The 23,621-nt window shown below is 65.2% G+C and carries 18 protein-coding genes; 6 read left to right on the top strand and 12 right to left on the bottom strand.

Features of this window, described 5'->3' with window-relative positions; genetic code table 11:
• The first annotated feature begins 18 nt into the window (after window positions 1–18).
• From KUW17_RS14160 to KUW17_RS14145, 4 genes are all read left to right on the top strand, one after another.
• Window positions 19–405, top strand: coding sequence for a response regulator (locus tag KUW17_RS14160; protein ID WP_222480213.1), 387 nt, complete (start codon window positions 19–21; stop codon window positions 403–405).
• A 2-nt stretch (window positions 406–407) separates the two neighbouring features.
• On the top strand, window positions 408–734 hold the full coding sequence (locus KUW17_RS14155; protein ID WP_222480211.1) for a hypothetical protein: 327 nt from the start codon (window positions 408–410) through the stop codon (window positions 732–734).
• 127 nt (window positions 735–861) lie between these two features.
• The gene (locus tag KUW17_RS14150; RefSeq protein ID WP_222480209.1) at window positions 862–2,361 is read left to right on the top strand and encodes a caspase family protein; all 1,500 of its coding nucleotides are present in this window, start codon (window positions 862–864) and stop codon (window positions 2,359–2,361) included.
• A gap of 72 nt (window positions 2,362–2,433) precedes the next feature.
• Entirely contained in the window at window positions 2,434–3,375 is a 942-nt protein-coding gene (locus KUW17_RS14145; protein WP_222480207.1) for a hypothetical protein, read from the top strand.
• 19 nt (window positions 3,376–3,394) lie between these two features.
• Here the strand turns inward: KUW17_RS14145 and KUW17_RS14140 are convergent, their stop codons facing one another.
• The gene (locus KUW17_RS14140; protein ID WP_222480205.1) at window positions 3,395–4,237 is read right to left on the bottom strand and encodes a M15 family metallopeptidase; all 843 of its coding nucleotides are present in this window, start codon (window positions 4,235–4,237) and stop codon (window positions 3,395–3,397) included.
• A 30-nt stretch (window positions 4,238–4,267) separates the two neighbouring features.
• Window positions 4,268–4,423: a hypothetical protein gene (locus KUW17_RS14135; protein WP_222480203.1), complete on the bottom strand. Its 156-nt coding sequence runs from the start codon at window positions 4,421–4,423 to the stop codon at window positions 4,268–4,270.
• Between KUW17_RS14135 and KUW17_RS14130 the strand changes: the two genes are divergently transcribed.
• Both KUW17_RS14130 and KUW17_RS14125 read left to right on the top strand, forming a co-directional pair.
• Entirely contained in the window at window positions 4,422–4,997 is a 576-nt protein-coding gene (locus KUW17_RS14130; RefSeq protein WP_222480202.1) for an OmpA family protein, read from the top strand. The genes KUW17_RS14135 and KUW17_RS14130 overlap by 2 nt on opposite strands.
• 44 nt (window positions 4,998–5,041) lie before the next feature.
• Window positions 5,042–7,198, top strand: a complete 2,157-nt coding sequence (locus tag KUW17_RS14125) for a serine/threonine protein kinase (RefSeq protein ID WP_222480200.1) — start codon at window positions 5,042–5,044, stop codon at window positions 7,196–7,198.
• 85 nt (window positions 7,199–7,283) lie between these two features.
• Here KUW17_RS14125 and KUW17_RS14120 read toward each other — a convergent pair whose 3' ends face one another.
• The 10 genes from KUW17_RS14120 to KUW17_RS23520 form a co-directional block, all read right to left on the bottom strand.
• Window positions 7,284–8,006 (bottom strand): PP2C family protein-serine/threonine phosphatase, encoded by a 723-nt coding sequence (locus tag KUW17_RS14120; protein ID WP_222480198.1) that lies wholly within the window; start codon window positions 8,004–8,006, stop codon window positions 7,284–7,286.
• Window positions 8,003–8,686, bottom strand: a complete 684-nt coding sequence (gene tagF / locus KUW17_RS14115) for a type VI secretion system-associated protein TagF (RefSeq protein ID WP_222480196.1) — start codon at window positions 8,684–8,686, stop codon at window positions 8,003–8,005. Before tagF ends, KUW17_RS14120 begins: the two co-directional genes overlap by 4 nt.
• Window positions 8,686–12,258, bottom strand: a complete 3,573-nt coding sequence (gene tssM, locus KUW17_RS14110; protein WP_222480194.1) for a type VI secretion system membrane subunit TssM — start codon at window positions 12,256–12,258, stop codon at window positions 8,686–8,688. The genes tagF and tssM overlap by 1 nt, the downstream gene beginning before the upstream one ends.
• On the bottom strand, window positions 12,255–13,682 hold the full coding sequence (gene tssL, locus KUW17_RS14105; RefSeq protein WP_222480192.1) for a type VI secretion system protein TssL, long form: 1,428 nt from the start codon (window positions 13,680–13,682) through the stop codon (window positions 12,255–12,257). Before tssL ends, tssM begins: the two co-directional genes overlap by 4 nt.
• A gap of 14 nt (window positions 13,683–13,696) precedes the next feature.
• Entirely contained in the window at window positions 13,697–15,037 is a 1,341-nt protein-coding gene (tssK, locus tag KUW17_RS14100; RefSeq protein ID WP_222480190.1) for a type VI secretion system baseplate subunit TssK, read from the bottom strand.
• A 47-nt stretch (window positions 15,038–15,084) separates the two neighbouring features.
• Entirely contained in the window at window positions 15,085–16,551 is a 1,467-nt protein-coding gene (tagH, locus tag KUW17_RS14095) for a type VI secretion system-associated FHA domain protein TagH (RefSeq protein ID WP_222480187.1), read from the bottom strand.
• 7 nt (window positions 16,552–16,558) lie between these two features.
• Window positions 16,559–16,861 carry a PAAR domain-containing protein gene (locus KUW17_RS14090; RefSeq protein WP_222480185.1) on the bottom strand — a complete coding sequence of 101 codons (303 nt, stop codon included), beginning with the start codon at window positions 16,859–16,861 and terminating at the stop codon, window positions 16,559–16,561.
• Window positions 16,862–16,878: 17 nt separating this feature from the next.
• Window positions 16,879–17,487: a DUF6931 family protein gene (locus tag KUW17_RS14085; RefSeq protein WP_222480183.1), complete on the bottom strand. Its 609-nt coding sequence runs from the start codon at window positions 17,485–17,487 to the stop codon at window positions 16,879–16,881.
• Window positions 17,488–17,497: 10 nt separating this feature from the next.
• Window positions 17,498–19,609, bottom strand: a complete 2,112-nt coding sequence (locus tag KUW17_RS14080) for a type VI secretion system Vgr family protein (RefSeq protein WP_222480181.1) — start codon at window positions 19,607–19,609, stop codon at window positions 17,498–17,500.
• A 64-nt stretch (window positions 19,610–19,673) separates the two neighbouring features.
• Window positions 19,674–23,399 carry a type VI secretion system contractile sheath domain-containing protein gene (locus KUW17_RS23520; RefSeq protein ID WP_409996779.1) on the bottom strand — a complete coding sequence of 1,242 codons (3,726 nt, stop codon included), beginning with the start codon at window positions 23,397–23,399 and terminating at the stop codon, window positions 19,674–19,676.
• Window positions 23,400–23,621 lie beyond the last annotated feature (222 nt).

The raw sequence follows: 23,621 nt of genomic DNA, 5'->3' as shown, positions 1-23,621 counted from the left end.
GAGCAGAAGGAAACAAAAATGAGCTTGAAAGACTCTCTCCGCGTCATGGTTGTCGATGACATGTCGACGAGCCGGGGGATCATCACACAAAGCCTGGATGAGATCGGCATCAAGAACTACATGGTCGAAAACGCCGGCCAGTCCGCCTACCAGAAGCTGACCCAGACCCCGGTGCACCTGGTGCTGTCGGACTACAACATGCCGGGCATGGACGGGCTGGGACTGCTGAAGGCGCTGCGCAGCCACCAGGTGACGCAGCGCGTCGGCTTCATCCTGGTCACCGGCAAGCCGACACCGGAAATCATCCAGGTGGGCAAGCAGCTTGGCCTGAACAACATCATCCGCAAGCCGTTCACGGTGGCAACCATGAAGCAGGCCATCGAACAGGTCGTCGGGCGGCTCTGATCATGGAACGTCCCGACAAAGCCCTGGGCGAACTGTGCGCCGCATCGGCCTGGGAAATGGAGCAGCTGCGCAGCCAGATGCAAGCGCTGGAGGACGTCGTCCTGGATGTGCTGGAGCGGGGCACCGCCCCGACCAGCCAGGAGCTGCGATCGCTGCAGGACTTCGACCTGGTGATCCAGACCCTGTCGGGGCTCTCCGGGTTCTACCGGCGGGTTCAGGCCCAGGTTGACGAGGCCGGCCCCGCGGACCTGCCGGCCGCTGCGGCCGGGGTCACTCTGGAAAAGCTGCGCGACCGGCTGCGTTCGGCCAGCAGCATGGCCAGCACCTGATATCACAAGGCTCCGCCCCTTCGGGGGCGGGGCCCTGCTGCGCCGCGGGCGCGGCGAATTTCCTTTTTCTTTGACGCCGCGGCGGATTACATTGGGTCCAGCAGAAACTGCCACCCCGGGTATCCGCATGTCTTTTCTTTTCAAACCCTTGATTTTCACAACCTGCCTTCTGCTTGCGGCAGGGGCGCAGGCTGCCAGCGACCGCATTGCTCTGGTTATCGGGGTGGCGGAATACCAGCACCTGCCGCCACTGGAGAATACCCGCAACGATGCGGTTGCGATGGCGGACACGCTGGAAGGGATCGGCTTCGACGTCAGCCTGGCGCTGGATCCGGGCACCTCTGAAATGGAACAGCTGCTGGATGATTTCGCCTTCCGCTCCGAGGTCGCCGATCTGGCGCTGGTCTATTTCGCCGGCCACGGGATCGAGGTGCAGGGCGAGAATTTCCTGATCCCCGCTGACGCCAAAGTGGCCAGCAACCGCGATGTGCAGCGCCAGTCGCTGTCGCTGAAACAGCTGCTGGATGCGGTGGACCGGGCCCGCAAGATGCGGATCGTGATCCTCGACAGCTGCCGCGACAACCCGCTGGGCGACTCTATTGCCCTTGATCAGAGCAGCGGCCAGACCGCCGATACCGGGCAAGCAACCCGCGGCGGCGGCGGCATGGCGCCTGCCGATCCGGACCGCGGCACTCTTGTGGCCTTTGCCGCCAAGGACGGCCAGGTGGCGCTGGACGGCAGCGGCAGCAACTCGCCCTATGCCACCGCGCTGATGGAGAAAATGGTGCAGCCGGGTTTGGAGATCAGCCTGATGTTCCGCCAGGTGCGCGACCAGGTGCTGCAGAGCACCGCCAACCTGCAGGAGCCGCATACTTACGGCTCGCTGACCGGCGTGCCGTTCTATCTGGCCGGCCCCGGCGAGAATGACGCCCCGGTGGCGGTTGCCGATGCCTCTGCTGCATGGGCAGCGCTAAAGCCCGACCAGGAGGAGCAGCTGCTGGCACTGGCCGAACTGGGCGACACCCGCTCGATGCTGGGTCTTGCCTATATCCGCTTGAACCCGAATGAAGGCCGGTTCGACCCCAAGGCGGCAGTGGATTTCCTGCAGCGGGCCGCCGATGCGGGCTCGCCCGAGGCCCAGTTCGAGCTGGCCAAGCTGTATGAGCGCGGCACCGGCGTGGAAGTCGATCAGCCCAGGGCGCTGGAACTGTACCAGGCCGCCGCGGCCCAGGATTTTGCCGATGCAATCAACGATCTCGGTTTCCTGCACTATCAGGGCGGGCTGGGCCTGCCTTCCAACCCGAAAAAGGCGCTGACCTTCTTTGAGCGGGCTGCCGACCTGCGTCATCCGCAGGCGCAGTTCAATTTTGCAGCGCTGATCGACGATGGTCTGATACCGTCGAAAGGTCCTGCAGATTCAGCGCATTACCTTTACGCAGCGCTGCGCAGCGGGAGTTCCGACGTGCTGAACCTGCTCAGCGAACGGCCGAAGATGTTCACGCCCGAAACTCGTCGCGCCTTGCAGCAGAAGCTGAAGGAGAACAACTTTTACGCCGGCGCGATTGACGGGGATTTCGGCCCAGGAACCCAGCGCGGAATCCGCCAAGCCTATGGACTGGAGGGATAACCGGGCTACTTCAAGCCGATGTTACATCGTGCTTTGTTCCTCGTCCTGCTCACCTGTTTCCTGAACACACCCTTGGATAGCCAAGCCGCCGGCGGCTATGGCGGAGGAGGCGGCGCTGGTGATGGCGGCGGTGACGGCGGCGGTGACGGCGGCGGCGACGGCGGCGGCGATGGCGGCGGTGACGGCGGCGGCGATGGCGGCGGTGACGGCGGCGGCGATGGCGGCGGCGATGGCGGCGGTGATGGCGGCGGCGGCGATGGCGGCGGTGACGGCGGCGATGGCGGCGGTGATGGCGGCGGCGGCGATGGCGGCGGTGACGGCGGCGATGGCGGCGGCGATGGCGGCGGTGACGGCGGCGGCGGCGATGGCGGCGGTGACGGCGGCGGCGGTGACGGCGGCGGCGGTGACGGCGGCGGTGACGGCGGCGGTGACGGCGGCGCTAGCGGAGTCGGCTCACGCGGTGGCAGCGGCGGTAATGGCGGCAATGGCGGCCGCGATGGCGGCGGTGAAGGCGAAGGCAGTACCTTCGGAGGTTCCACTGGCAGCGGACGGCACTTTATTGACCGCGTCCGGTCAGCCGATGAAGTGGTGGACCGCGTCGCTGGGTTCCAGGACCTGTGCGGCATCGTGGGCCCCTATCTGATCGACTGCCTGGCGGAACGCTTTGAAGCCTTGGAGAAAGACCTGGCAGGCCTGCCCGGGCATGAGCCCCTGCGCGCAATCCTGCAGGAGACAGCCCGGGATCTGCGGCAGATCGCGCGGGAGAACCGCGACCCGTCGCGGCCGCGAGGCAAGGCACGGTCCCTGAACAGCACAGACCGGTCACACCGTCCGATTGTGGCGGTGGCACCGGAACGGCAGGCAACCGCGGTTGCCCAGGCGCTGGCCGTGCTGGAAGAAACCCAGACCAAACTGCTGCGTTCGGCTGAAAGCTCGCCCACCAGGTCGGTGGTGCGCTACCAGCGGATTGCGGCGGCAATCGACTCCAGCAAGGTCTTGCTGCGGTCGGCCTGACCGCAGGCTGCAAAGCGGCTTACAGAAGCCCGTTCGCCAGCCATTCATCCAGCTGGCGGCGGCTGATTTCAAAATGCATGCTGTCCTCGCGCCGGAACCCGGCGCCCCAGACCCAGCCCTGATCGTAGAAGAAATCAGCCATGATGGTGAGGCCCAGCTGGGTCTTGCCGTCGGTGAAATTGTCCAGCTTGCCGTCGATGTTGAGATCCACCGCCAGGCCATAGCTGTGGGTGGACAGCGAATTTGCGGTGCCGCGAATCCGGCGCACACATAGCGCACCCGCTGTATTGATGCGGGCGTAAAGGTCCGGATCAGCCTGGCGGATGTTCTCGAACACCACTTTCAGGCTTTCGATCGCCGGGCGCAGCATGCTGACCCGGATCGGCCCGACCTGTTCTGTCACCAGCTTGTCCTTCAGCTCCGGGTTGGTCATCGGCTGGCAGGTGTCGTTCAGATCTTCCCGCGGGCGGCCCAGTTTCTCGGTCAGATAAGAGCCGCCGGTCACCCGCAGGCCCCGGTTCACGTTCAGCCGGTCGGCAATCAGCACCACCTGGGCATAGTCCAGGTCGGCGCCGCCGGTCTGGTTCCAGATCGCGGCCTCGCCGGCCGCATCATCAGTGAAAGGGCCGCCGGCGCCTGCCCCTCCCGCGGGCAGGCTGGCGACTTCGTTCTGCAAATCCGTCATCCTGGCCTGCAGATCCTCGACCTGCTGGCGCAGCATCTCGATCTCGATCCGGGCAGTAGAATCCACCCCGCCGGCCCCCTGGTAGTCCTCTTCGCTCAGCAGCCAGCTGAGCCCGAACCAGATGGCCGGGGCCAGCACCAGGCCAATGGCGATAATCACAGCTGGCAGAACCCGCATCTTTCCTCCCATCCGGTTTCGCGCCTATTTTCAAACTTTCACCTGCCGCCAGTAAAGCCCCTGTTTACAACTTGCCGGAAACACCGTGTTTTTTTCCCGGGCTGGCCGCCGCCCGCCATTGGCAGGCTGCAGGTGCTGGTATAAACTGCCCGCAATGTTGAAACGGTAGGGGAGGGCGCCGAGCATGATCCGCCTGAAAGGAATTTTTGCAAGTGTTCTGGGGGCCGGGCTGATTTTCGCTCCATTGGCGCAGGCGCAGTCGAACAGCGGCGAACTTTCGGTCGAGGAAATCACCGAAGCCTTCAAGAAGCAGAAAACCCGCGGCCTGGTGATCGTGCCCAGCAGCGCGGGCGCGGCTGAGAACACGGCAGAGGAAACCGCGACCGTTGCCGCCGCGGCGGAGGAATACAATCCAGTCGACCGCCAGACCCAGATCAACGTCCAGATCTCCTTTGATTTCGACAGCGCTGCCCTGCGCGCGGACCAGGAACCGAAGCTGGCCAACATGTGCGCATCGATGAAAGCGCTTGACGGCACCGTGTTCCAGATCATCGGCCACACCGACAGCTCCGGTTCGGCGGCTTACAACGAGCGCCTGTCGCTGCTGCGCGCGCAGGAAGTGCGCCGCCACCTGATCAGCTCCTGCGGCGTGCCCGAGGATATGCTCAAGGCCATCGGCATGGGCGAAACTGCACCCTTCAATCAGGAAAACACCCGTGCCGATGAAAATCGGCGCGTCGAATTCCAGGCTCTGGGCTGACAACAGCCCAGGCCCGCGCCGGATCCAAGGCCAGGGAGACCTCCATGCTTGAATCGCGCCCTGGCGACTTGTTCCAGCCGGGTGACCTGCTCAACAACACCTACAGGATCGAATGCCTGCTGGGCCGCGGCGGCACCTCCGACGTCTACAAGGCGCGCTCGGAAATTTCCGGCAACCTTGTGGCCCTGAAAGTGCTGAAGCAGGAGCTCGCCGCCAACGAGGATTTCACCGTCCTGATGGCGCGCGAGGAAAACATCCGCGAAATCCGCCATGCCGCCGTGGTGCGCTACTCGGAGAACCACCGCACGCCCGACGGCCATATCTATCTGCTGATGGACTATGTCGACGGCCCCGGCCTCGACAAGCGCCTGAAACAGGGGCCGATGGCGGCCGAGGATCTGCTGGTGATCTGCCGCCGCGTGGCCGAAGGGCTGCAGGCGGCCCATGCCCGCAATATCGTCCACCGCGATCTCAGCCCCGACAACATCATCCTGCGCGGCGGCGATCCGGCAGAGGCGGTGATCATCGACTTCGGCATTGCCAAGGACACCAACCCGGGCGCCCAGACCATTGTCGGCAATGAATTCGCCGGCAAGTACTCCTATGCCGCGCCGGAGCAGATGAGCGGCGACACCGATGCCCGCTCCGACATCTATTCGCTGGGGGCATTGCTGCTGGCCAACTTTCGCGGTGCAGCGCCCAAGCTTGGGGCCAACCCGATGGAAGTGGTTGAAAACAAGCAGAAACCAGTGGACACTAGCGGAGTGCCGGAACCGCTCAAGACCCTGATCGACCGGATGTGCGCACCGGATCCGGCCGACCGGTTCCAGAGCGCGGGCGAGGTCCTGGCGTTCCTCGACAATCCCGACGGCGGCAGCCAGCGGGAGGTGCCGGATGCCCCGGCCGAAGACGCAACCATCATCGTGCCGAAGACCAGCAAACCCGCACCGCCGCCGCCGCCCGCCTCGAAACCGGCGCCGGAAAAGCCGAAAAAAGGCGGCGGGCTCTGGGCGGCGCTGGCGGTTCTGCTGCTGCTTGGCGGCGGCGGGGCCGGTGCCTATTTCGGCGGCTTCCTCGACAGTTTCCTCGGACCCAGCTACCCAGAGGTCCGCCCCTATTCGCTGATTGCCGAAAAACAGCCAGACGGCCCGGTGCAGATCGTCGGCAACGTGCCGTCCGAAACGGTGCGCGACGGGCTGCTGGCGCTGTCGCAAGACGCCGACCTGACACTGGCCTCCGGCGCCATCGCAGAGACCTGGGGGGCCGATGTGCTGGACACCGTGCAGCCGCTGGAGGGTCTCCGCGAATGGCGCCTGGTCATCAGCAACAACAAGGCCCGGCTCAGCGGCAGCACCGATGACCCCAATGTCGCGGAAATGCTCAACGAGAGGTTCCGCAACGGCCTGCCCGGCGCCCTGGAAGGCATGGCCGAGATCCGGTTCGAATTACCGATGCTGCCGGTGGCAGAGGTCAAGGCGATCATGGAGTCCTTTGCCGACTGCGGCCCGCTGGTGCGGCAGGGCAACGGCCATTTCGAGGGTTACGGCCCCAGTGATCCGATCCTGATCAGCGGCCGGGTCGCCAGCACCGCCACCCGGCTCGAGCTGTTCGATGCGCTGCGCGCGCTGGCTCATGAACGGCAGGTGGTACTGGATGTCGAGGTGCTGAACGACGCGCTATGCGTGGTGGAACAGCACCTGCCCAAGGCCCCCTCCGGCGGTGCCGAGGTAGAGTTTGCGGTCGGCGGCGATACCGAGGAGCCGAACCCCTCGGGCCGCTTCTTTGTCGGCGAAAACCCGGTGATCGACGTGGTGCTGCCGGATGACGTGACAGACGGCTACCTGACCGTCTCGATCCTCGATGTCTCCGGCAACGTGTTCCACCTGCTGCCCAATATCTCGCGCGGGGACAACGCGGTTGCCAGCCTGCGCGGCGGCACCGAGGGGGAGGTTCCGGTACGGGTCGCCTACAGCCTGGAGGAATCCGCGGCCAATGGCGGCATCGCGTTCAAGGTCGATGACAGCACGCTGGGCAAAAGCAAGGTTCTGGTGCTGCATTCGGCAGAGCCGCTGTTTGACGGCATGCGGCCGACGTCGGAAAGCGCAGTGGGGTTCGCCGAAGCCCTGAAAGCCAGTTACGAGGCGGATTCCAGCCGCATCCGTTCCCTCGACAGCCGTATCCTGGTCACTGCCAAGCCCTGACCCGGAGCATCGGAGGTTTGCGGGAATTCCGGCCCGGGAAACATCTGTCCTCCGGAGCCCCTTCTTTGGCCGGGACACGGTCCCGCTACAGCACGTCCACCACGATAACGGTGATGTTGTCCGCCCCGCCGCCGGTCAGGGCGAGCTGGATCAGCCGGTCCCCCACGGTTTCCAGCGGCGTGCTGCCCAGCACGTCCTCGAGGATCTGGAAGGTGGCGTATTTGGTCAGCCCGTCAGAGCAGACCAGGAACCGGTCGCCGGGTTCGGTGCTGCCGCGGATCTTGTCGATCTCCAGCTCCTCCCCTACCCCGACCGCGCGGGTGATGGCATTGGAATGCGGGTGCTGCTCTGCCTCGTCCCAGGTCATCTTGCCGGCCAGAACATATTCCGCCACCGCGGAGTGATCCTCGGTCAGCATCTCGATATGGCCATCGCGCAGCCGGTAGATGCGGCTGTCGCCGGCCCAGAGGCCGACAAAATGCTGGTTCGCCATGATCAGCGCCGCAACGGTTGAGCCGATGGTGCCGCCGCCGCGCGCCTCGGCCTCAGCCCGGATCGCCTTGTGGGCATTCTGGATCGCCTCGCGCAGACCGTGCATCCGCGCCGCGGGATCCAGGCCCAGCGGGATCATCGCCACCGCATCGGCGATCAGCCGGCTGGCGAAATCGCCTGCATCATGGCCGCCCATGCCATCGGCAACCAGCCAGATGTCGTGCTCCGGCAGCGCCAGCACCGCGTCCTCGTTGACCTTGCGTTTCAATCCCACATGGGTCTTTGCGACGTAGCGGTATTTGCGCAGCTGGTTCATCCCGCCACCTCAGCGCCGGTCCAGACCGGCGCCCCCAGATCGAACAGCGCCAGCGCTGCAGCCCCCGCCGGCAGGCCCTTGCAGGCCAGCGTCCGCGGCCCGCCATCCAGCAGCGCCGTCCACAGGCTGCAGCCGGACAGCCGCGGGTTCAGCTGTCCTTCCGCCCCTGCTGCACCCAGCCGCTCGGAACCCTGCGGCCCGGCCAGCACCACTTCCATGGCATCGGCCAAAGGTGCCGCGGCCACTGCCGCATCGGGCACCGGAATGGCTGCAAGCCGTTCTGCCAGGCTGTCCTTGGTCATCGTGTCCTCCAATGCATCCAGTGCCAGGTCCTCCAGCCGCTCAAACACCCGTTCCGCGCCCAGATGGCCCAGCCCCGCCGGGTCCGTCCCGGGCAGCGCCGCCATCAGCGTCAGCGGAAACCGCCGCCCCACCCGGTCGACCGAGGGCATCATCACCCCCGCGGTTCTGGCAGCCCCGGCAAGGCCCGCAGGCAGGGTGAACCGCCAGATCGGCGCGGTCATGTAATGCGCGTCGAATCCGAACCCATAGGCGGTCCTGCCGTCGAGCAGAACCCGCTGCAGCCAGGCGTCCCAGACCCGCACAAACCCGCCCGGCGTGTTCAGCCGGAAGAAATCCCCGGCCGAAGGCATCTTGCCGAATGCGCCGAACCCCGCCATCACATCGACTTCGGGCAGCTGAACTTTGCCATCGCCGGCAGGGCGAAGGGATTGATGACCGACCCGGACTGCAACTCGAACAGCGCCAGCCGGCCGCCGACCCGGAAATTCACCCGCCGCCGGTCGGAGACATTGGTGCGCCGCACCTCTGCCGCATCCAGCAGCCGGAACCAGGCCCAGGGCCCGTCCCGCGACAGCACGTTCTCAGCATCGCGCTTTTGCGGCAGCAGGGTCAGCCGCGCCAGCCCGACCGAGCCGGGCCAGGTCACAGCCACCGGCGTCGGCGCGCCGGAACGGTGATTATAGGCCACCTTGGTGCCGTCGATCTCCAAAAGCACTTCCTTGGCCTTGGGGTCCAGCGCATTGACGGTGATCTGGAAGCTCACCGCCGGCTGCGCGCCGCCCGCAAAGAAAGCCTCCTTGATCTCTGACGCATATTGCATCTGCTGCAGCACCGCAGGGCTGATCCCCAGATCCACGTCGTTGACCCGTTTCCAGGTCCAGGGGCGGCTGCGGGTATCGACATATTTCAGCAGATGCTCATTGAAGAAGCTGTCGATCATGCCGTCGGGCGAAAACAGCTTGGCAAAATCCGCCATCGCAACGTCGGCGCGCGCCGAGCGGTTGAACGGGTACCGGTTCGCCAGCGCCTTTTCGCAGAACGGCAGCACCGCCGATTGCCAGCGCGCATTGATCGAGGCCCGGGTACCCTCAGACGTGATGCCCGACGAACCCGCAGAAATCTGCGTCGCCCAGCGGGGCAGCGGCCCGCCCATCCGGCTGGCGGTCTGCTGGAACTGCAGCAGCGCCTGGCCGCTTTGGCCGCCGGTTGCCACGCCGGAGAAGGACATCTTGTTCAGCTCCTGATAGACCAGCTGCAACTGCCCCATCAGATCGTCCAGCTGCGACGGCTGGCCTTCGGGCCGGTTCACCAGATCATAAAGCCACTGGAACCGCTCCTGCACATAGGCTCCCGGCGGCTTGGCGGCCTGCCCCGGCGCATTGGCGGCGGAATTGACCAGCGCCTCCAGCAGGATCTGGCCCTGAATGGACAGGTTTGACCGCGACTCGATCGCCGCGACCTGCTGCGCGCCCTCTGCCAGTGAGCCGGAGTCCAGCACCGACTTGTCCTCGTTCAGCCGGGTCTCATTGCTGACCTCGGTCAGGATGTTGACGATGGGCGAGGTCGGCCCGGACAGCACATTGGTCACTTCCACCGCGTGCGAGAGCGATTCCAGCGGGATGATGTCGATATCCCCCAGCAACTGGTCATAGCGGCTGATGTAGTCATTGTAATAGAGGTCCAGCACATCGCGGCTGAGCTTCAAGAGCACCGCCTGGTTCTGGGCCGCCTCGTTCTGCTCGCCCAGCACCCAGGCCTCGCGGTGGACCCGTTCGGCGACGCTGACCGCCTCCGGCAGGAACACGTTGTGGAAGCCGTCATAGGTGAAGATGCCCTCGATCCCGTCGTTCAGCTGCTTGCCGGAGCTGCGCACCAGCACCCGCCTGACCGAGGGGCCGCCAACGTCGGTGATCCGCCATTTCGGCAGCGCCGTGGCCTGCTGCGAGTTCAGGATGCCGTTATAGACCCGCTGCGCCAGCGGCATTTCCGACAGGATATTCTGTGCCTGGGCGATCAGCGGGCCGTTGAGGGCGATTTCCTCCATCGGCTGCGACAGCAGCGCGGTCAGGTGGTCCATCAAATCAGCGCGCAGCTGATTGCGGGCAATGCCGGGATAGGCAATGTTTTCCCAGTCGAGCCGCATCCATTCCTTGACCAGATCCTGGTTCATAGGCCCCTGCAGACCCAGCATCAGATAGATCTTCAGCGCCTCATACAGCGTATCGGGGTTGTTGATATTGCCCTCGATCTGCTGCTCCAGCCGCACCAGCAGCCGCGGCAGCAGGCGCCGGTTCAGCGCGCCGCGGTAGGTCTGCGCCGCCTGGGTGCCGATCACCTCGCCCTGGTACAGGCCATAGGTCATCGCCCGGTCCGGATCCGGGTCGGACAGCACCGGATTGCCCGGCATGTCGCGCAGGTTGTTCAGCGCCGCGGCCACCGGAACCAGATCGGTATCGCCGACCGGGCTCGGCGGCAGCTGCGCCGCCGCCGCCTGGTAGGCCGCGACCTGCCCGTCCGCCTGGGCGATCAGGTCGGTGTTCTTGAAGTAAGACCGCACCCACAGCGTGCCCATCGCAATGGCCACCAGCACGGTGGCCGCAATCGCAATCCGCCGGGTCCAGCGGTAGCGGCGCTCGACCTTGTCGTCAGCCGACACCAGTCCGGCCTCGGGGAACATCACGCCTTCGAACAGCCGGGTCAGGAAGAAGCTGCGCCCGGTGCCCTGCCCCGAGCCGATCGCCTGGCGCCCGATGCCGAAGGTCTGCGCCATGCCCAGCATCAGCCGGTCGATCGGCGTGCCTTCCTGGGTGCCGGAGGTAAAATAGACACCGCGCAGCATCTGGCGCTGCTCATAGCGGTTGTCCTGGAACACCTCCATCAGGAACTCGCGCGCCACCGCGCGCATCGAGGCCACCTGCGCCGGGAAGCCCGCGATCAGCGCCCGGCGCTGATGGTCGGTCTCGGTCTGCATCTTCTCCAGAAGCTGCGCGTTGAGCTGCCCCAGCAGCAGGCCGAACTCCTCGTCAAACCCGGCAATCGGCGGCTGCTCCTTCTTGCCCTTGGGCAGCGGCAGGGTGAAGCCCCAGACCTGTTCGCGGTCCTCCTTGCCCAAGGCGTCGTGGAACTCCTGGAAGCCGGCAATCAGGTCCGCCTTGGTGAACAGCACATAGACCGGGAAGCGCACACCCAGCTTCTCGCGCAGTTCCGCCAGGCGGCGGCGCACGGCGGCAGCGTGGCTTTTCTGGGTGATCTCGTCCTGCAAGCTGAGGTCCGACAGCGAGATCGCAATGATCGCGCCGTTGATCGGCTGCCGCTTGCGGTACTTCTTCAACAGGCCCAGGAACCCCAGCCAGGCAGCATTGTCGGCCTCGGCATCGCTCTCCTGCGTGGTGTAGCGCCCGGCGGTGTCGATCAGCACTGCGTCATTGGTGAACCACCAGTCGCAGTTGCGGGTGCCGCCGACACCGCCAATCGCCGCCTTGCCCATCTTCTCGGCCAGCGGAAACTGCAGGCCGGAGTTCACGATCGCGGTGGTCTTACCGGCGCCGGGCGGGCCGATCATGATGTACCACGGCAGGTCGTTCAGGTGGCGCCGCCCGCCCTTGGACTTGCGCAGCTCCTTCATCGCGTCCTTGAACTTGCCGCGCAGCTCGCCGATTTCCTCCGACAGCACGTCATCTTCCGAGGTGTCGACGGTTTCCGCCATCTCCTCGGTCATCTCCTTGTCCTTGCGGCGGCGCCGCCAGAAGATGATGCCGATGGTGATGAAATACAGCAGGAAGATCACCCCGATGGTGATCAGCCGCGCCATCACGCCGTCGAACGGGCGCCAGTCATCGCTGCCGATGAAGGGCGCGAAAAACCACACGCAGGCCGACAGCACCGCCGCCAGGATCAGCAGAACGGTGTAGATCGACCGGAACAGGGGAATGATATAACGGCGGATCATCCTTCAACCTCCTGAACCAGCAGGATTTCGATTCTGCGGTTCTTGGCCCGCCCGGCGCGGGTGCTGTTGTCTGCAATCGGTTCTTTATCGGCGCGGCCCTCGGCCGACAGCCGGTCCGGATCGGTCATCACCCTGGCCATACCGGCCATCACCGATTTCGCCCGCGCCAGCGACAGCGCCATGTTCGAGGGGAAGCGGGAGGAGCGGATCGGCACGTTGTCGGAATGCCCTGCCACGATGATCTTGCCCTTTTCGTCATTCAGCGCCTCGGCCACCCGGTTCACCGGGTTGCGGAACGCCTTGCTCAGCTGGTCAGAGCCGGAGCCGAACATGCCGGAGCCGGCCAGCCGGATGATCAGCGTATTGCCCTTCTGGAAGACCTGCACGATGCCTTCCTTGATTTCCGGCTCCAGGAAGCCCGCAACCTTGGCAACCTGCTCCTCGGTGGTCGGCGCCAGCGGCGGCGGCGGCGGTGGCGGCGCGCGCCGTTCCAGCTCCGGCTTGGGGCCGGAATCCACAATGGTCAGCTGCCCGACCACATTTTCGGTCTGGTTCGACAGCATCCAGTTGAGGCCGAGGAACTGCAGTGCCAGAATGGCGCAGGTGGCGGCCATGGTGATCCACACCAGCCGCCAGACCGACAGCGCCTTGAACGGTTTGACGATGCCTTCCCAATGCGGCGACAGATCGCGCTCGACGGGGCCGCGCTGGTTGCGGATGATCCGGGCCAGCGCGCCGCGGATCTGCAAATGCTTCTCGGAACCGCCCTGCTCAACCCGCAGGCGGCCCTCGAACCCCAGCGACAGGCACATATAGAGGAACTCGAGCATGTCGATATTGTTGCCCGGCTCTTTCTCCAGCCGCGCCAGGAGGTCATAGAAGCGGTCGCCGCCCACCACCTCGCGGTGGAAGGTCGCCACCATCGACTGCAGCCCCCAGGAGGACTGCCCGCCCCAGGGCGTGTTCAGCACCACATCGTCCAGCGTCGCGCACAGCGCATAGCGCGCAACCTTCACCGTCTGCGCGGCAATGCCAGCCTGCAGGGCGCGGTTTTCAAACGCGCGCACCTCGGCCACCACATTCTTGCGCAGCCCGTCCGGGTCCATGTGCTGCGCCCGGTTGCGGATGCGGGAAATCAGCGCAAACAGGGTCGAGGCGCAGGCCGTCAGCTGGTTCATCCCCGTCAGCGCCATTTTCGGCGCCTTGGCGCCGCCGGCCGCGGCCTGCGGTTTCGGCGCTGCCGCCTGCGGCACCCCATAGGCATCCAGATCCGGCTCCGCCGGCTGTTCCGGCACCGGCTGGGCCTGCTGCGGCACCTCCGGCTGCTGCATCGGCGTGGCCGTGCGCCGCCCGCCCGGGTTCGGCTTGATCACCGTCTTGTCGGTATCCCCGGGTTCAGCAAAGGGATCGTCATAATCAGCCATCTCAGCGCCTTCCCTTATGCATTACGGATCGCCCAAAGCTCCATCTTGAGCCCCGGATACTGGCCCGACACATGCACCGCGATGCCGCCCGAAGTGGTCATCTTGCGCCAATAGGGGCTGTCCGCATCCATCTCGAAATAGACCACGCCGGAGTGATAGGGAATCTGCCGCGGCGCCACCGGCAAGGGGCGCAGGGTGATCCCCGGCAGGGCCGAGTTCACCAGCTGGCGGATTTCCTCCACCGGGCCGATCTTGGCCTGGCCGGAGAAATGCTTGCGCACGTCCTCGGCCGGGATGTCGGCGCTGACCGCCAGCACAAAGCCCGCGTTGCCCAGCAGTTTGCGGTCGGCGATGACCCCGACCGAGATGCCGTATTTGCGCGCCTCCAGCTTGATCGGAATTGCGGTCTGCTCCAGCACCGAGCTCAGATACTGCCGCAGCACCCGGATCACCGGCGCAAAGCAGGCCACCAGGTTGTCATGGGTATAGGGCGGAAATTCCGGCGCCTGCTTTTCGGTCGACATGAACACCGACAGCTCCCCCGCCAGGCCGGCGCAGGCGGTGAACAGCCGTTCGGGGTGCAGGTTCTCGATGTTGCGCAGGTGGCGCACCTGCGGCAGCAGCCGGTTCACCACCGCCAGCAGCATGAAGTCCGACACATCCGCCACCCCGCGGGCGCCGCCCGCTTCCGACAGGCGGCCCGCCAGCGCCTCCATCCGGTGCGCCAACAGCCCCTCCAGCTCCCGCAGGAAACCGCTCAGCGCCGGTGCCGCCCGCACATCCAGGCAGGACGGGATAAAGGCCTGGTCCAGCACGATCTCCTTGTCCGGGCGCACCTCGATGATGCGCGCCACCGGGATCGCCAGCAGGTCGGCCAGATCATCCACCTCCAGCGCGAACTGCAGGCGCATCTTGCCCACGTCCAGCTCCACCGGCTTGCGCTCGGTGGAGGTCACGTCGGTCACTTCCACCTTGTCCGGGCGCAGCCGGCTGGCAGAGCGTTCGGCGCCGCTCAGGTCGACTTCGGTGGCGCCCTGGCGGCGCTGCGGCACGGTCAGATAGACGATGCAGTCCTTGACGGTGGTCGGCACTTCCATCGCGGGCGGATGCGGGTCTGCCATCGGCACCCGGAACACGGTGCCGTCATGGGTCAGCCCCTCGCAGGACTTGACCGCGAACTGGCCGATTTTCAGCGCCTCATGGTCGATCTCCAGCCCGTTCACGCCCCAGGCATAGGGGTTGAGCCGCCGCGCCAGGCCGCTGACCAGCGCCTCGTTGTAGCGGTCGGACTGCTGGAAATGGTGCGGCTGCAGAAACAGCCCCTCCGTCCAAAGTACCTTGCTGTCCCAGGACACCGGGATCTCCTCTTACTTGCGGGCACGCGCCCGGGGCGCGGTGCCGGTCATTCCTTCAGCCTGTCCAGCTGGTCTTTGTAGGCCCGCGCAAATTCGCGGCTGAACAGGTCGTGAAAATCATTCTCAGCCTGGTCGGAAATCTCCGCATAGAGCTGTTCATAAACATCCCAGTACCGCGCCTTCTTGCCGCGCAAGAGGCCGGTGAAGCCGCCCTTGTCCTCGATCTGCGCCTCCAGCGCCTTGGGGTCGAGCCGCTTGAGCACGCCCTTCAGCGCCGCCTCCATGCCGGTGACCATCGCCACCTCATGCGCCTTGATGTCCCGCAGCGCCTCCTCGGCAGCGGTTTCCGGGCTGAGGTAGCCGCGGGTGGCCGGGCGCACCATCGCCTCCACCGCCTGTTCCGGGGTGATCGAGAATTTCAGCGGGTTGTTCCCGCCGGCGGAAATCATCGTCTGCTCGATGCGGAACTCCGACTTGATCGAGGTCCGCGTCATCAGGATTTCGCGCAGACCCGTGACCAGCGTCTTCATCACCCGGCCCATCCGCGCCATGGTGCTGGCGTGCTCTGCCGGATCAATGCTGAGCTCCGCACCAACCCCATTGAGGAAGGCGGCAACAGCCTCCTGCGCCTCTTGCGAGGGCGCGGCTGCCGGCGCCACTGTCTTCTCTCCGGTATCCTGCTGCGGCGGGATTTCCTGAGGCGGCGGCGGCGGGGCCTCTTGCGGCGGCGCCACCGGCGGCACCTCCGTCGGCGGCTGCGGCATCTCGCGCGGCGGCGTGGCAGGCTGCGGGTCGGGCTGGGGCACCGGGACTTCAGGCTCGCCGATGCCCGACAGGAACTCATCGTCCCAGTCGTCCGGGATCATGTTCGGCTGGGACGCAGGTGCGGCAAACCCGTCCGAGGCGGTCGGGTTGTGGTTGGGCAGGCTTGCCCCCTCGCCTTCGCGCCCGTCGCTGGCCTTCTGGAAGAACGGATCCTCCTCCTCGCCCAGCGGCGGCAGCAGCTCGTCGATCGGGTCCACCGGGTTGAACTGCGCAGGGCCTTTCGGCCCCTCGCCCAGGAGATCATCGAGAAAATCGCCGCCCGGCCCGGCATCCTCCAGCAGCTGCAAAGGGTCGGGCGCATTGGCGGCATTGCCGTGCGAGGCCGGCGCCTGCGCCGCAGGCGCCGCGATCATGCCGCCCACATCGGCCAAGTCGTCACGGATTTCCACCACCAGCTCGTAATTGCCGACACACAGCACGTCGCCGTTGTTCAGCGGCGTCGGGGTGCGGCCCAGCGGGATCTTGGAATAGTTCAGAAAGGTGCCGTTGGAGCTGAGATCGACCACCACTACATTGCCGTTGTGATCCTCGATCACACAGTGATTGCGCGACAGCATCTGGTCCGGGTCCGGCAGCACCAGGTCATTGCTGGCGCCGCGCCCCACGGTGAGGCTTGGCCCCCGCATCGGAACAGGGGCCGCATCGCCGGGCATCGCGCCCGAGCTCTGGAATTTCAGTGTCACTCCCATGCTGGGCTTATCCTCCCACCAGCACAGTGAATTCCCCTTTGACGACCATGCCGCCGCAGGCGGTGTTGTCCAGGATCCGCGCGGCCGGCAGGTTGCTGATCAGCACCGTTGCCGAACCCTTGATGATCGGGTGCGGCGCGGGCGCCGCGGTGCACATGTCGGTCAGCCGCGCGGCCGGCAGCTTGCCCACCAGCACGGTCACCGCGCAGGGCGGCAGGATCGGCGTCGGCACCGGCAGCACCGGCGGCGGCGGGGTGGAGGGCAGCATGCAGGCATGCAGATCCGTCACCCGGGCCTGTGGCATTCCCATCTGTTACATCCTCCCTGTCAGTCCTGCGCCGCGTGCTGCGGGACTTCGATCACCTGCCCCTTGCCGCCGCGCGCGATATCCAGCGCGCGCTCCACCAGAACGCCGCCGTGTTCTTCAAACTTATCAGACAATTGACCCAAGGCCACCATATTCATGGCAAAGGCGGCCGCCTCAGAGGCCCCTGCCGGGGCAGGATATTGATTCAATTCTCCGGGTCCCAGCGTTCCCGCCGCATAAAGCACCGCCAGCGCGCAATTCACCGTGTCATCGTCCACATAGGCATGATCCAGTGTGATCCGCGCCTTGTCGCGGTTCTCCTCGCTGGGGTCGAACACCCAAGCCTCGGACGCGGTCAGCGAGGCCGGGTCCTGGTCCGAGCGCGGCCCGATGTAATCGCGCGCCGCCAGACAGGCCCACCACACCCGCTCGCGCGGGGGCAGCAGCACCGCCAGCGTGCGCAGGAGATCGACCAGGGCGCCCTTGCGCTCCAGCTCCTCCAGCACAACCCCCGCCTGCGCCGTCGGCGGCGCCTCCAGCGGGGTTTTCAGGATGACATTTGCCCGCGACAGCAGCTTTGCCACCGGGTCAGCAGGCATTTTCACCAGCTTTTCAAATCTTGCCGACATCTGCGCCCACCTAGTTGATCATCGTGAGGCCGCCCTTCAGGGTCAGCATCGCGTCGCCTTTGACGGTGGTCATCGGCGCTTTTGCCTCAACCATGCCGGTGCCTTCGATCTTGATCATCGGCCCCTTGATGGTGACGCCCGAGTTGTCGATCTTGACCGAAGACGCGCCCACGGTCAGCTTGATTTCCTGGCCCGCGCTCATGGCGATCTTGCCCGCGGTCACATCCACGGTCAGATTGCCCAGCGACACGGTTTCCGAGTGGTTGCCCTGGGCAATGGTTTCGGTCAGGTTGCCGGTGTCGATGTCCAGGGTCATGTTGCCGGTCTGGATGTTCTCCGACTTGTCTCCGGTCTCCACCACTTCGGTCCTGTCGCCCTGATGCACGGTTTCCGTCATGTGCTGCTGAACCGTGAACACATAACTCTTCTCGTCCGCCGAGGTGACTTCAGGGTCGGGCGCATCCATGCCCACCGTCACCGTCGAGCGGTCCTTGACCAGCATCTGGTGATCTTTCTCGGCCTGCACCCGCATCAGTTCGCTGTCTTTCTTGTCGTCGAACATCAGCTCGTTATAGCCGCCCCCGCCCTTTGACGAATTGGTCTTGATGCCCAGCTGGGTCTGGTCGTCAGGATAGGTATAGGGCGGCATTGTTTCCGCATTGTAAAGCATGCCGGTGCAGATCGGCCGGTCCGGGTTGCCGTCCTCGAACTGGATCACAACCTCCTGGCCCATCCGCGGGATCGCCACCATGCCCCAGTTCTTGCCGGACCACGGCGTCATCACCCGCACAAAGCAGGACGAGGTTTCGTTCTCCTTGCCCTCGCGGTCCCAATGGAACTGGATCTTGATGCGGCCGTGCTCATCGGTCCAGATTTCCTCGCCGCTCTGCCCGACCACGGTTGCGGTCTGCAGGCCCTGCACTTCGGGCCAGGGTGTCACCAGCGGCGCCCGGAACTGGTCGGACTTCAGGATCGCACTAAAGGTCGAAGCGTAAACGTCGTGCTCCATCTCCTCGGGCACATCCATGTTCTTCGGCTTCAGATCGCGGCGCATCGACCCTTGGTCAGCTATCTTCTTCTGCCTCTGGCTTTCCCTCTCGCCGTAATCCCAGGCCACCTTGATGTGATGCTCGGCATCAATCACCAAGTATTCCTTGTTGTGCTCCTGCACCGGGTGCTCCGACATGGTGAAGGTGCAGCCGGTCACCAGCGTCGGCACGCTGGAGGCGCCGCGCCAGCGGATGTGCTTGATCGCCTCCGCTTCCATCCGCACCCGCGCCAGTTTGTTGCCGAGGCTGGAATTCTTACGGTAATGGCCCTGGTAGTCGTAGACCTCATAGTCCTTGTAGGAATGCTTGCCCTTGGCGATCGCAGAGGTTGCCTTGAGATCCGCCGAAGGTGTCAGGAAATCGAAGTCGTTCAGCGTGACCTTGCCGCGGGTGACGCGCTCATCCTTGGTCCACTCGGAGATATGCTCCTCCCGCCGCCGGTCGCTGTCATCGCGGGAATGGAACTCGACGGTTGAGCCGCCGCTGATCGGGGAATGGCCACTGACCCCATCGCACAGTATCAGCTTTTCCCGCGTGGTCTCGCCGACCGGGCTTTCGAAATAGTAATAGATCCCCTCCTCCTCCATCAGGCGGCACAGGAAATCAAAGTCGCTCTCGCGGTACTGCAGGCAATACTCCCGCTTCTCGTAGCTCTCGCTCAGCTTGTCTGTGAAATCGCTGAAACCGTATTCGCCGAACAGCTGTTTGATAATCTCAACCGTGGTCAGTTCCTGAAACACCCGCAGGTCGCAGGTCCGCGTCAGCATCCAGAACCAGGGGCGCACTTCGGCCACATACATCTCATAGCCGTTGCGGAACCCGAGATGCTCGACCGAAACGCAAAATCCGTTGAACTGATGCTCCGTCTCCTGGCGCATCACATGCACGTTCATCTGCTTGCCGACCAGATCCTCCAGCTTGGGCTGGGCCTTGGTTGCGGCAAATTCGATGGTGGTTTCGGTGAGCTTGCTCAGCCCCTCGCGCACAATCGCCCGGCTCATCATCAGCCCGTCGGTGGAGTATGTCCCCGACATCCAGGCGAGGTCGTTTTCATGGCCCTTGCTTACAACCATGACTCCTCCTTTCCGCGAAGGGAACCGGGCCGGAAATTGCCGGCGGTGTTCTCAAACATTCGCATCACAAATCATCCAAAAGCGCGGCGAGGTCCGCATCCATTCCGTCGTCATCCCCGTCATCGTCATCATCGCCGTCCCCAAACGACGACAACAAATCGTCCAGATCCCCGAGGCCGTCGTCATCCCCGTCGCCGCCTCCGAAATCCAGGTCATCCAGGCCGAGATCATCGTCGTCATCCCCGCCCAAATCCAAATCAAGATCCAGGTCATCATCTTCATCGCCGCCGTCCGCAGGCGGCTTGGCCGCGGGCAGTCCGCGCGGGTCCGGCGGCGACGGCTCCGGCGCCGGCAAGCCGGTCCAGGGCCCCAGGATCTCATTGCCCTTCAGCGAGTTGAAGGAGGTCAGCCGCACCTCGTCCCGCCCCTTGACTGCGCTCACCGCCATAAAGCCGCGCTCCTGCGCCAGCGCGATCTTGTCCAGGTCGATGTTGCGCTCGGTGCAGGGCAGCGCCACCTGATCGCCGAACTTGTCGTTCACATAATGATAGGGCATCCCGCCCAGAGACATAATCTTTCCCAGCTGCAGCGACGGCCCGTTCTCCTTGAACGACCGCGCCAGCAGGATCGCCACCAGCACCACCGGATTGGCCCAGAGCATGCCGCGCAGGCCTTCCGCTTCGGTGAACTCCTCGAAATCGAACTCATAACAGGGCTCGGTTTTTTCCCCATAGGGGCGGCGCAGCAGGAACCGCGGGCTGGCCAGCCCCAGATGCCCGGCTTCCGCCATGCCCTGCAGGGTGTCCCAGGCCTCTGCCACCAGCTTGGGCCGCTCCGCCTTGGGCGTTTTCAGGAACTCCGGCGATATCGACGCAAAGAAGGGCGCATCGACATGCGCCGCCACCCGCGCGATCCGGCCCAGCAGTTCCGCATGCGGCGGGGTTTCCTCGAACTGGTACATTCCGATCAGCGCCGAATAGCCGCCGCGCCCGTTCTCCTCGTCCAGCGGCTCCTCGGTCAAGAGCCGCACAAAGCCGGTTTTCGACAGATCGTCCTCCGCCGCCAGATCCGCCGCCAGCTCCTCCGCCGAGATGTCATAGAGCATCACATCCAGCGTATCGTCCGCCTCAATCGAGCGCGCCATCAGATCCAGCGACCGCCACTGCGCCTCGACCGACTGGAACTCCGGGTGATGCAGCACCAGCCGCATGGCGTCAGACAGCGCCTCATCCACCGCCTTCTGCATTGCCGCCACATCCGGGTCCGGCAGCGCCCGGATATGCGGGCCCACCACCCGCGCCAGCAATTCCTCAACCGGCGTCGCCGGGCGCGGGCTAATGCCGGTGTCCTTGATCAGCTGCTGAAAGGCGCTCAACCGCTTGTCCGCAGGCACCGCGTTCCCTGCCGATGTCCGCTTCGGCGCCCGTGCCTTGGTGCCGTATTTCTCCGCCCAGGCCTTCAGCATCTTGGCGGCGTGATCCGCCGTCGCGCCGCTTTGCAGCTGCTTGCGCAAGCCCACCAGCTCGGAAAACAGCTCGGCGTTTTCATAAAGCTCATCCGGGTGCAGCCCGTCGAGATCCTCCAGCTTGACCGCAATGCCCGCGCCCTCCTTACCGATCGGCAGCACCAGCTCGGTGGCGAAGCTTTCGATCACATCCTCGACCGTATCCGGGTCCAAGAGGATCGCCTTGCGCGCAGCCAAGGTATCGCCGGTCTCCAGCTGCCCCTTGGCGGCCCTGCCGGAAAAATCGCCCAGGATAGCCAGCCGGAACCGCTTGCGCTCCAGCTTCTGCGCCGCGGGACGTTCCGCGCTCATGGTGCCATAGGCAAACTCCGGCTCCTCCGAGACCTCTGCCGCGGCTGCCTCCGGCGCCGCCGCATCGCTGCCTTCGTCCAGATCCCCCAGCAGCGCATCCAGATCATCGCCGCCGTCCTCCGCGGCGTCCTCATCTTCACCGCCAAGATCGCCAAGCAGATCGTCCAGGTCCATGTCCCCGTCGTCTTCGGTCAGGTCGCCGTCCTCTTCCAGACCGCCGAGCAACGCATCCAGATCGTCCTCGGCGCTCTCCGCATCCGCCGCCTCTTCGGCCTCCGCTTCTTCACCAAGCCCGGCCAGCAGACCGTCCAGATCGCCGTCCTCATCCTCATCAGCCCCGAGATCGCCCAGCAGGTCATCCAGGCTGGCGTCGTCCTCAGCATCCTCGCCGTCCAGCCCGCCCAGCAGCGCGTCCAGGTCTTCCTCTGCCGCATCCTCAGGCCCGGCGCTGGCGTCGTCTTCCAAACCGCCAAGCAGGTCATCCAATGCCTCATCGGCATCGTCTTCCGCCTCATCAAGGCCGCCCAGCAAGGCGTCCAGATCATCGCCGCCGTCTTCTTCGGAGCCTTCACCGCCAGCCAGCAGCGCATCCAGGCCGGCATTGTCCCCGTCTTCATCCTCCGCGGCATCCAGATCGCCGAGCAGATCATCCAAACCGCTCTCGTCTTCCTCAGCCGCTGCAGCCGGTTCGTCTGCGGCGTCCCCCAAAAGCGCATCCAGATCATCCGAAAGCGCAGGCTCTTCATCCTCCTCCAGATCCCCAAGCAGACTGTCGAGATCGTCGTCCGGCTCGGAGTCACCGGCATCGTCCGCATCCGCCAGAAGCGAATCCAGGTCCGGATCTGAAGCCTCTTCCGGGTCTGCGCCGACGGCATCAGCTCCCAAGCCTTCCAGCACATCAGCAGCCTCGTGTGCCGTGCTCTCCTCCGGTTCATCGCCTCCGAGGTCCGACAGCAGATCATCCAGCCCGCTGTCCCCGGCCTCCGTTTCCTCAGAAGCCTCCAGCGTATCAAGCACAGCGCTCAGGTCCTCTTCACCGGTGTCCTCGTCCGGTTCATCAAGGCTGCCAAGAATACCGTCCAGATCCGCGCCGCTGTCCGGTTCGTCCTCCGGCAGATCATCCGCCAGCCCGGCCAGCACATCCGCAGCGGCATCCGCCGCTTCGGTCTCTTCCGGCGCATCCAGGCTGTCCAGAACGGCGCTCAGGTCTTCACCCGCCACCTCTTCCGCTTCCGGCGCGGCGTCCAGCAGCCCGTCCAGAATGCCGTCGGCGCCATCGTCTTCAGCGCCCTCCACCTCAACAGCGGCCAGGCTCTCCAGCGCATCCTCTGTTTCACCGGCGGCCTCTTCCTCTTCGGGCGCATCCTCCAGCAGGCCGCCCAGCACATCGTCCAAGCCCTCGTCTTCCTCCAACTCCGGAACGGCCGCCTCCGCCAGGCTCTCCAAGGCTGCCGCGGCCTCTTCGCCGCCGTCCTCCTCGTCCTGTTCCAGATCCGCCAACCCGCTCAGAACGCCGGAAACATCCTCATCCGCCTCTTCGGAGACCTCCACCGCAGCCAGGCTTTCCAAAGCCGCGCCAGAGTCGTCTTCATCTTCAGCCGCTTGCGGCTCCAGCTCTGCCAGCCCCTCCAGAATATCCGAATGATCCTCGGCGTCCGGCTCCTCCACCTCAGCGGCGGCAAGGCTTTCCAGCGCCGCACCCGCGGCGTCCTCTGCCTCATCCTCCACCTCGACCGAGGCCAGCTCATCCAGAACCGAGGAGGTATCCTCTTCCGCCTCCGCCTCCGGCACATCCAAGGCCGCCAGGCTCTCCAGGGCCGCGCCGGCTGTGTCCTCTTCCGGAGCGTCTCCGGGCGCCTGACCGGAAAGGTTCTCCAGAACACCCGCTTGGTCTTCCGCAGCCTCTTCCTCAGTCTCTATCGCAGCCAGGCTTTCGAGCGCGTCATCGGCCGCGGTGTCCTCGGCTTCATCCACTGCAATATCCGCCAGCGCGTCCAAGACGCCGGAAGGATCTTCCTCCTCGTCCTCGGAAATCTCGACAGACGCCAGGCTTTCCAGCGCGTCGTCAGCGGCGGTATCGGCCTCCTCGGCAACATCCAGATCCGCCAGCGCATCCAGCACGCCGGAGTGATCCTCGTCCTCGGCCTCAGCCACCTCAACCGCCGTCAGGCTTTCCAGCGCCGCGCCTGCGGCATC

Origin of the sequence: Leisingera aquaemixtae (assembly GCF_019801145.1) — a bacterium.
Classification (GTDB): domain Bacteria; phylum Pseudomonadota; class Alphaproteobacteria; order Rhodobacterales; family Rhodobacteraceae; genus Leisingera; species Leisingera aquaemixtae_A.
This window is presented reverse-complemented; position numbering and strand designations above follow the sequence as displayed.